Raw genomic sequence first — 9150 nt, 5'->3', positions numbered from 1 at the left:
TTGTCTGCCATCTTTTTTGACCTGTTTTGAGCCACAGAAAAAGCATTTTTTGTGTTCAAAGCTTTTGACCTCGCTAAAAGCCTTACAGAATAAGGCTTTTCAAACTTTTTAGCACCTAAAATGTCCCTTTGCCCGCTTTTTAGAAAACAATCAATTAAAAGACGGCATCATGCGTAAAGCCCATCGCAAGCAACCTTTAAGCCGTGATGACATAGAGCGCAATAAGGGATTATCAAAAGTTCGCTATCGTGTAGAGCAGAGCTTTGCCATTTTGCACCGAGTGTTTAAGTGTAAACGGGCGAGTTATTTTGGTTTAGAGAAAGTCAAAGGGCAAATGGTGTTGAAAGTGATGTGTTTGAATTTGTTGAAAGCAGCCAACAAGTTAAGGCTGATTGCGCCTATTGCTGCCTGAAAAGGCGGTAAGCAGCCTGAAATAGGCTGTTTAATGGGTATGAATGGGTAAAATTTGGGTAGATATTGCCATTTTTGTTGAAAACCCCAAAGCGCGTGCAAACCGCTTGCATGGCTTTGGGGTTTTGCAAAGGTTTCAACCTGCTAATTTATAAAGGTGTAGGTCGAATACAAATATTCGATCTGCCCTAGTGAAAAGCATAAAAGCGGCAATTGCCGCTTTTATGCTTTTCAGTGCTTTATTTCCCTAAATTTGTCAAACATTGGATGAACGCTGACTGCTTCGGCAGTCAGCGCGCTAAATGTTTAGGGTGTTGTGATGTTTCCGCCGACGTTTTGACGTGCAAAATCAAGCTCGGCATGTCCTAACTCGGATGTACCGCTTTGGGCATGTTTGATGCCTTGTGCGATCATTTCCGGCACGTTGGTGCTGAGTTTGCCGCCTACATCCAGCGAGAAGCGGTGGTCTTGATTGGCAGCATTAAGGATGACTTTGTCCGCGCCTTTGCCGGCGTCGTAGCGAATTGAGCCGCCTTGGTTATACAAGCCGCCCTTGATTTGCGTCTCGAGATTCGCCACTTGCAATCCCGCCTGTTGGCTGACCGCGCTGTGTTCAATGGCAATCCCCGCTTCTGCTTGTGCTTTGACGCCTAAAATCGTTCCGTTTTTCACGTCTTCTTTTAATACGTCAATCACGTTGCTTGTCGGTTTGAACGCGCTGTCTGCCGCATCCAGCCCTTGATTGAGAAGCCCTGCGACCGCATCGGCGCTGACCGGCTTGTCATTGACCAATGCGGAGACGACGGGCTCGACCGCCTGCGCCAAATGATTGCCTTGCTGCAAGGCGGCAATCGCTTTGCCGGCTTCGCTGTCGCCCGCCAGCAGCGCGGCTTCGTTTAAGCCTTGTTTGCTTAAATTCAAGATATCCGCAGGCTTGACGCTGCCATTTGCCGCATCCTTGATTATCGGCGTGACGGCGCTGTTGATATTCGCCAGCTGTTGCGCGTGATTGAGGACTTGTTTGGCGCTGTCGTCGGGGGCATAAGCCGCGGCAGTGCCGATGGCGGTCGTAATCGCTTTATCTATTTGTCCTTTATCGACTGTTCCTGCTTGCGCATTGCTAATGATCGGTTTCAGGGCTTGCGTAAGCTGATCCGCCTGCTGCGCCGCCGCAATGACTTTGCCGCCCGCCTCAATCAGAGGATTGACTGCTTGGGGTTCTGCGGCGGCAGGTTCCGCCGCTGCTGCTGCGGGTTTTTCCGTAATCGTCGCCGCTTTGCCGCCGCCGCTTGCCGCCAGATTCAATGCGAATTGCTTAGTCAGATCCTGATTGGCAAGGATATGGATATCGCCGTTGATTTCGCCGCCTAACCGATTTGCCGTGATGCTGCTATCGGTCAATGCCAGATCGCCCTTGCTATTCAGAGTGCCGCTATCCGTCAGCAAGTTTGAACCGCTGTGCTCGGTATTTCGCGCAATATCAATACTTAAACGCGCATCGCCGCTTGAAGGCTGTAATGCCGCGCCATCAATCTTAGCCGCGATATTAAAGCCCAAGCCGACACCGGTTTTGTGCCTATGACCGCTTTCGCTGCCTAAACTGATGCCGCCTTGCGTATTGGCGAGATGCGTTTCTTTGCCGACGAACTGCGTGCCACTTAAGGCTAAGCCTGTAGCGCTTTCGCTGTGTGCACTCAGATTGACGTTTTTGGCGCTAATCGTATTGGCACTATGGTTTAGACGATCTTGATGCGCGACATCTAGATGCGCGCCAAATGCGGCATCGCTTAGGGATGCGCCGATTTTCACTTTGCCGCCCACACCGACGGCGATACTTTGGTCGCGATTGCTCAAAGCATGGCTGTCGATTTGCGCGCCTTCCACATCCACGGCATTTGCTGCTGCGATAGAAGCGCCGTCTAATTTGACATGGCTGCCGCCGTTGATGACGACGCTGTCGCCGCTCACGATCTGCGCGCCCACGCCTTGGCTGCTATGGCTGTCGCCGTAATTCACTTCCGCCGATACGCCAATCGACGGCACTGCGGCAGTCGCGGCAGGAATCACTTTTGCGCCCACATCGCTTGAGAGCGCAAAGCCGCCCGATTGGCTGTTCGCCGTGTTCTGCGATTGGCTGAAGGTCGCGCCGTTTTGCGTCATTACTTTCACTGTACCGGTCGCCGCAATATCGGAAGCGATATCGGCTTTATTCGCGCTCACTTCCACCGCAGCGCCTTGCAGCAAGCCTTTTACCGCCGTCGAGCCGTCACTGTGTTCGTGTTGGAAATTCACGCCGACATTGAGATTCACATCAACAGTTTGCATATCTTTAGTCGCTGCGCTGAGAGCGATGCTGCCGCCGCCGTGATTATTCGTTTTGCCGACGGTATTGCTTGCCGCCTGATGACGATAATCGCCTTGCGCAACCGCGATAGCGACTTTTCCGCCCGCCTGATAGTGGGTGCCGACATCAGTTGCTTCCTGCTGCGCGCTATGTTGAATATCGCCGCCGGCTTGCAATCGGCTCAGCACCGCAGTGCTGCTGCTTTCTGTTGCCTTGCCGCCTTTGCCGTTTAGCACGACTCCGCCATTCAGAGCTTTTTTGCTGTCGATGCCGAAATTCAGCTTTGCGCCGCCTTGATGCTCAACGGTCGTCGTTTCGCGGCGATCAGCCGCCGCTGTTTGGCGAATCGTATCGGCTGTTTGGCGGATTTCGCCCTCGGCGTTAAGTGCCGTGCCTTGATGGCTTAAGTCTTTATTGACATTCAGATAGATATTCCCGCCGTTTATTTCGGATACCTGCGCCTTGCTGCTGTGGGTGTCCGTTTGGCTAAAGGCGCTGTCGGCTCCCAGATTGACGTCCAAGCGCGGATTGTCTTTATTGAATTGGGCATTGAGGCTTAAGCCGATGTTAGTATCGCGTTTGCTCTCGCTCAGGGTTTGCGTATCTTGTGCGGCGGTAAAACTCGCGTTGCCGGCATTGACGGTAATATCGCCGTCGGCTTTGAGTTTCGCGCCTTGCGCCTTGAGGCTGTCGGCATTCAAATCGATTGCCGCACCCTGCAAACTGCTGCCGCTATGCTGCAAATTGTCCTTGCGGCTGCCTGACTGATGAATGCCGATACCCGCGCCCGCGCTCGCTTGCGCTTTTTGAATATCGCCGGCAAAGTCGGGTTTGCCGCTTAGGGCGAGATCGCTGCTGCTGCTCTGCGAACGGAGGGCAAGCGTGCTGATGTTCAAATCGCCTGCGCTGTTGATGCCCAATGTTTGCGCCGCTTTCACCATCGCGCCGTTGAGTTCCACATCATCGCCGGAAATCAGCCGCAGATTGCTCGCGCTTTGCACGACGGCATTAGCGGCGCTTTGCGTTTGGCTGTCCTGCTGATGTTCGCTCTTGGTAATATTGAGTACCGTGCCGATTCTTTGATGAAGCCGGCGGCTGTCTTGTTCGACGACGCCGTTGATGCTCAATTTGCCTTTGCCGGCATGAATAAAGGATTCCTCCTGTGCTTCAATTGTGCTGCCGCTGATGCTCACGCCGTTTTTCGCCGCCAATAAGCCTTGACCGCTTAATTGAATGCTAGAGGCGTGAACGCTTTCATCGTTTAATTGCTCGCGATGGGCATTGGCACCGCCGAGATAGCGCGCCTGCTGCGACTCATCGCGATAATCGTTGCTGCGCGCCGCGCGGATATTGAGACGCTCGGCATCGGTAATTAAATGATGCGCTTGGATGCTGCTGCCTGTAAGCGTAATGCTTTTGCCGGCCTGCAAGACCAGTTGGCTGTCTTCGCCCGCCTCAATGCTCGAGCCGCTGAAGATTTGCTGATGCTCATGCGTATATTCATGACCGGTTTTCAGTTTGCCGCTTGCATTTTTAAATTGATGCTCGCTTTCCAGACTCTGATGTGCGACGGCGCCATCCATCCACAAATGCCCGCCGGCACGAATCGCGGCTTGGCTTTTATCGCCTAATTGCAGCTGCAAGGCATTGGCATGGATATCATTTTGGGCATGAATATGCGCAGTGTGCGCAATATTGAAATGATTGCCGTGGGTCGTTTCGCTGCTTTCTATTGTATGTTGCTTGTCAAACCATAAGCCCTTGCTTTGTTGCTGCTGCGTTTCTACCGTCTGTTTAGCGGTCTGGCTGAGGAAATGCAGATTTGCCGCCTGCATATCCAATTGATCCGCCTCGAGATGGGTGGCGGATAAAGACAGTTCGCCGCTGTGATTAAAACTTAAACGATCCGCTTTGATGCGGCTGTCGCTGATAGTGCGGCTCTCGATCGTCTTGCTTGCCTGCTCATCGCCGCTTGTCTGCGATGTGGTTTTCGCCAAACCGCCGATATGCGCATCCTTGCCGTCCAAGACAATGCTTTGCGCCTGCAAATCCACGCCGTCCGCCGCCAATTTGCCGGCAATGTTCAAATTAATCTCATCATCGGCGCTTAAGCGGGTGCCGCGCAGGCTTTGATAGGCGCGCTCATTGGTCGCATGAATGCGAATCTTGCCGCTGTGCATGCTGCCGTACAATGCGCCGTCGAGCATCGGCGCGGCATTATCGCTGTGCGCTTGCACAAGCGGTGCGGCATTGTCTTGCAAACGCACGTCGTTATGACCGGTAATGACATTAATCGCTTCTTTGTTCTGAAGATGGGCATTGATGCGCACTTTCGGCGCAATCAAATTCAGCACCGCGGTATCGGAAAAATCGCCGCCGCTGATTTGCAGAGCATTTTGGGTATCGGTGCGCAAAAGTCCCAGTTTTCCGTCTTCAATCTCCGCCTTACCGACAAGAAAACCGGCATGCGGCATGTTGATGAGTTTGCCGCCTTGATAATGGATGCCGTTGGGGTTTGCCAGCAGATAATCCGCCGCCATGCCGAAGACTTCCTGCGAGCCGAGAATCAAAGAGGGATTATTGCTAATGACCTCGTTTAAAATTACGCTTGCCGCCTGCTGATGCAAATGCGGATTGGCGCCGAGCGCGCCCGCCAATTGCGACTCTCCTGCGGCAAGCGCATTATTCAATACCGCGCCCGAGGGGCTGACGTTGTAATTGCGGTATTGGTTATGCGACAGTCCCTGCGCATTCGGCGCGGCGATATTGACAATATCCACGCCGTTTTGCTGACCGAGACTTGTGGCGCCAATCGGCTGAATGCCTTGTGAAAAAGCATAAGGCGCCGCCAGCGCAATGCCGACGGCAACCGCCAGCCGCCCGGAATGCGACAGTTTGACAGATTGATTTTTTTGACCTTTATTCATATTAAAATCCTCTAGCTATCATCAATGATGTGCGGGATTGCCTTAAGGCATCGGCAAAACCCTGCGATGCCCGAAAGCATCATTTGTGCAGATAACACACAAATTCTTTAAAACCGCCATTGCAATTGCGCCGTCCAGCGCGTTTCTTGTTTCTTATCGTCGGGCGTTTTGCCGAAACCGCGCGCAATTTGCGTATTCAAGCGCCAATCAGCGCCTATCGTCCAATTCAAGCCCGCGCTTAAGCCCAGCGCCTGCTGCGAATGGTCTTGCTCGCGCGCCCAGCCGATATCCAAACCGGCATAGGGTTCCAGACTGTGGGCGGAAAATTCCAGCGAAGGGAAATACAGCGTATTGCGCAAAGTCGCGCCGCTGCGTCCTTTTAAGGATAAATCTTTAAAACCGCGCACGGCGTAACGGTCGGCGATTTCAAAAGCCTTGGCGGCATAGAGCAAATGGGGACTGTACTGTGCATTCAACTCATGCCGGCTGCGCCATCTCGCGCCGTAGGATTGCAGCCATTGCGCATTCACATACCAGCGGCTAAAGCGCGAAACCGGCAGCGCCTCATCCTCGCCGCCGATTCCCTGCTCGATGCCCGCATCGGCGAGCAAAACGGCAGTGGGAAAGCGTTTGCTGTAGGTTAATCCGCCGCGAAGCGCCGTTAAACGCGGACTTTGCAGTTGTAGACGGGTGCCGGCAAAATCCGTCTCTTGGCGCAGATAATCTATCGCCGCATAAGCGCTTAAGATATGCGTGGCGTCGCGCGAGACCATGCGCTCGAGTTTCGCGCCGCCTGTCAGCGAACGGCTGCGATAATCAAAACGCCGACCGGCAAGCGGCAAATCCATGCCCTGATTGCCGTAAGACGCGCCGCCGTATAGCTGAAACGACCACGCGCCGTAAGGCATGCTGTAAAACACATTCGCGCCGCGGCTGTAGGCATCATTGCGTTGCAGCGTATTAGTATAGGCGCCGATATACAGAACATCCGACAAGCCCAGCGGGCTGCCCACACTCACATTCGCCCGCAGCATTTCGCGATTCGGTTTGCCGCCTTCATTATCCAGCGTCAAACTGCCTGCCCAGGCTTTGTCCGCATCATTCTTCAGCACAATGCTGGCGCTGCCGTCGCTATGCGGAAAAACATCCATGCTCAGGCGGTTGCCGGTTACTTTCGCCGCCTGATCGATACCTTGGTCTAAAAAAGCCATGTTTAAAGGCGCATTTGCCGCCTGCGGAAACAGGTGCTCAATATTCACGCCGCGCGATTGTCCGCTGATTTCCCGAATCCGCCCTTCCTTAACCACTATCCATAAGCGATCGGCTTCTTCCGCTAATTCAAACTGCGTACCGAGATAGCCTTGCTTGAGATAAGCCGCCGTAAGCGCGTGCAGCCGTTCTTGCACGATACGGCTGTTCAGGCATGCGTAGTCTGTCGGCGCGCTATCGTATTCAATCAGCGATATGCCGCGTACCGCCAGCTGATGCTGCGGCAGACAGGCGTTTTCTGCGAGTCGGGCAAAAGGGGAGTGCGCTGTAGAAGAAGACAATGGTATGTCGGCGGCGGATGCGGAAGACTGCAACTGCTCTGCCGCCCGCATCTGCAAAGAGAACTGCGCAGATTGCAGCGATTGCTGGTTTTCGCGCAGACCGTCGCTCGGCAAGGCTGTCTGCGCTTGGCAATATACATTCGAAGCAATGCATAAAATGAAGAAATAACGCCGCATTTTCGTATCCATAAAATGATTCTTATCCATGTTATCAAAAAATATCGATGATTTCGCAAAAAAATATCGACAGCCTTCTTGCGTCTTTGCCGCCAAAGAGGACTATAATTTTGCCTCTGCTGTAGGGGTTAAGGATGTTGCTATGTTGTTTTTGCCGCGCTTTCGTCCGAAAAGCGCCGAGTTGCTATTGGATTACTCTGTCGAGCGTTTGATTCGGGATATCGGCGCCGGTTTTACGGTGGCGGTGGTGGCTTTGCCGCTAGCAATGGCTTTTGCGATTGCTTCGGGCTTAAAGCCGGAGGCGGGGATTTTTACGGCGATTATTGCGGGTTTTCTGATTTCTCTGTTCGGCGGTTCGCGTGTGCAAACCGGCGGGCCTGCCGGCGCCTTTATCGTGATTGTGTACGGCATTGTGCAGCAGCACGGCGTCGGCGGTTTGCTGATTGCCACTTTCCTGAGCGGCGTGATGCTGTTTCTGATGGGCTGTTTACGCATGGGGGTTTTGATTAAGTTTATTCCCGTGGCGGTGATTATTGGTTTTACCAATGGGATTGCGGTCTTAATCGCTATGACGCAGATTAAGGATTTTCTCGGTTTGCGGATTAGCGAGATGCTGGCAGGTTTTTTCGCGCAAATTGGGGCATTATTTCAAGCCCTGCCCTCGTGGAATCCGCAGGCTTGCGCCACGGCGCTGGCTTCGCTGGCGGTGATTATCGCTTGGCAGAAGATTATGACAAGGCGGGTGAATCTGCCCGAGGCGGCAGGATTGCTGCCGCGCGCACAGGGGTCTTTGGCGCTGATTCCGGGCTCGATTATTGCTTTGATTTTTGCCACGCTGATGGCGAAAGGTCTGCATTTGTCGGTGGAGACAATCGGTTCGCGCTTCGGCGGTATTCCGCAGGGTTTGCCGCAGTTCAGTCTGCCGCATATTTCTTGGGCGGCGCTCGGCGCTTTATTGATGCCGGCTTTTACTTTGGCGATTTTGGGCGCGATTGAGTCTTTGCTCTGCGCGCGGGTGGCGGACAGCCTGATTAAGGATAAGCATGATTCCAATCAGGAGCTCTTGGCGCAGGGAATTGCCAATATGAGTATGCCTTTTTTCGGCGGTATGCCTACCACCGGCACGATTGCGCGCACGATTACCAATATTAAGAACGGCGGTAGCAGTCCGATTGCCGGCATGGTGCATGCGGTGGTGCTGCTTTTGGTGGTTTTGATTGCCGCGCCGCTGGCGCAATATATTCCGCTTGCCGCTTTGTCGGCGATTTTGATGTTTGTGGCTTGGAATATGGACGAGTGGCGGGAATTTTTGCGTTTGCGCAGTTTCCGTCTGCCTTACCGACTGACTTTATTGACGGTATTTGCCTTAACGGTGATTGTGGATGTGAGCGTGGCGGTGGAAGTGGGATTGCTGCTGGCTTGTCTGATTTTTATTTACCGCATTTCCAGTTTGACGATTGCTGAGCCGCTGACGGATGCGCCGCAGGATGTGCCGGCGTATAAACTGACCGGCGCGCTCTTTTTCGCGGCGACGAAATTATTAGAGCGGATTGAGTATCAGCAGGGCAAGGCGATGGTCTTGGATTTTTCGGGCGTGATTTATATCGACAGTTCGGGCGCGGAGACTTTAGAGGAGCTATTGGAATTTTATCAGGAGCGCAATATGCCCGTGCTGATTTGCGGTTTGCGTCCGCAGCCGCAGGATATTCTCAGGCGCTGCGGTTTGATAGAGAAAGTGGGC

General features: G+C 53.4%; 3 protein-coding genes and 1 pseudogene. 2 read left to right on the top strand and 2 right to left on the bottom strand.

Annotation, left to right across the window (positions count from 1 at the left end; genetic code table 11):
• Positions 1-139: 139 nt before the first annotated feature.
• Positions 140-412: pseudogene (locus ACJHVI_RS01075) on the top strand (transposase); the annotation flags it as partial.
• Positions 413-717: 305 nt separating this feature from the next.
• On the opposite strand, the gene ACJHVI_RS01070 reads toward ACJHVI_RS01075, so the two are convergent.
• On the bottom strand, positions 718-5682 hold the full coding sequence (locus ACJHVI_RS01070; RefSeq protein ID WP_483182732.1) for a two-partner secretion domain-containing protein: 4965 nt from the start codon (positions 5680-5682) through the stop codon (positions 718-720).
• 107 nt (positions 5683-5789) lie between these two features.
• Entirely contained in the window at positions 5790-7421 is a 1632-nt protein-coding gene (locus ACJHVI_RS01065; RefSeq protein ID WP_483182731.1) for a ShlB/FhaC/HecB family hemolysin secretion/activation protein, read from the bottom strand.
• Between the two features lie 130 nt (positions 7422-7551).
• Here ACJHVI_RS01065 and ACJHVI_RS01060 point away from each other — a divergent pair.
• On the top strand, positions 7552-9150 hold a 1599-nt coding region (locus ACJHVI_RS01060; protein ID WP_483182730.1), incomplete at its 3' end, for a SulP family inorganic anion transporter.

It is taken from the genome of Suttonella sp. (assembly GCF_056855035.1).
This window is presented reverse-complemented; position numbering and strand designations above follow the sequence as displayed.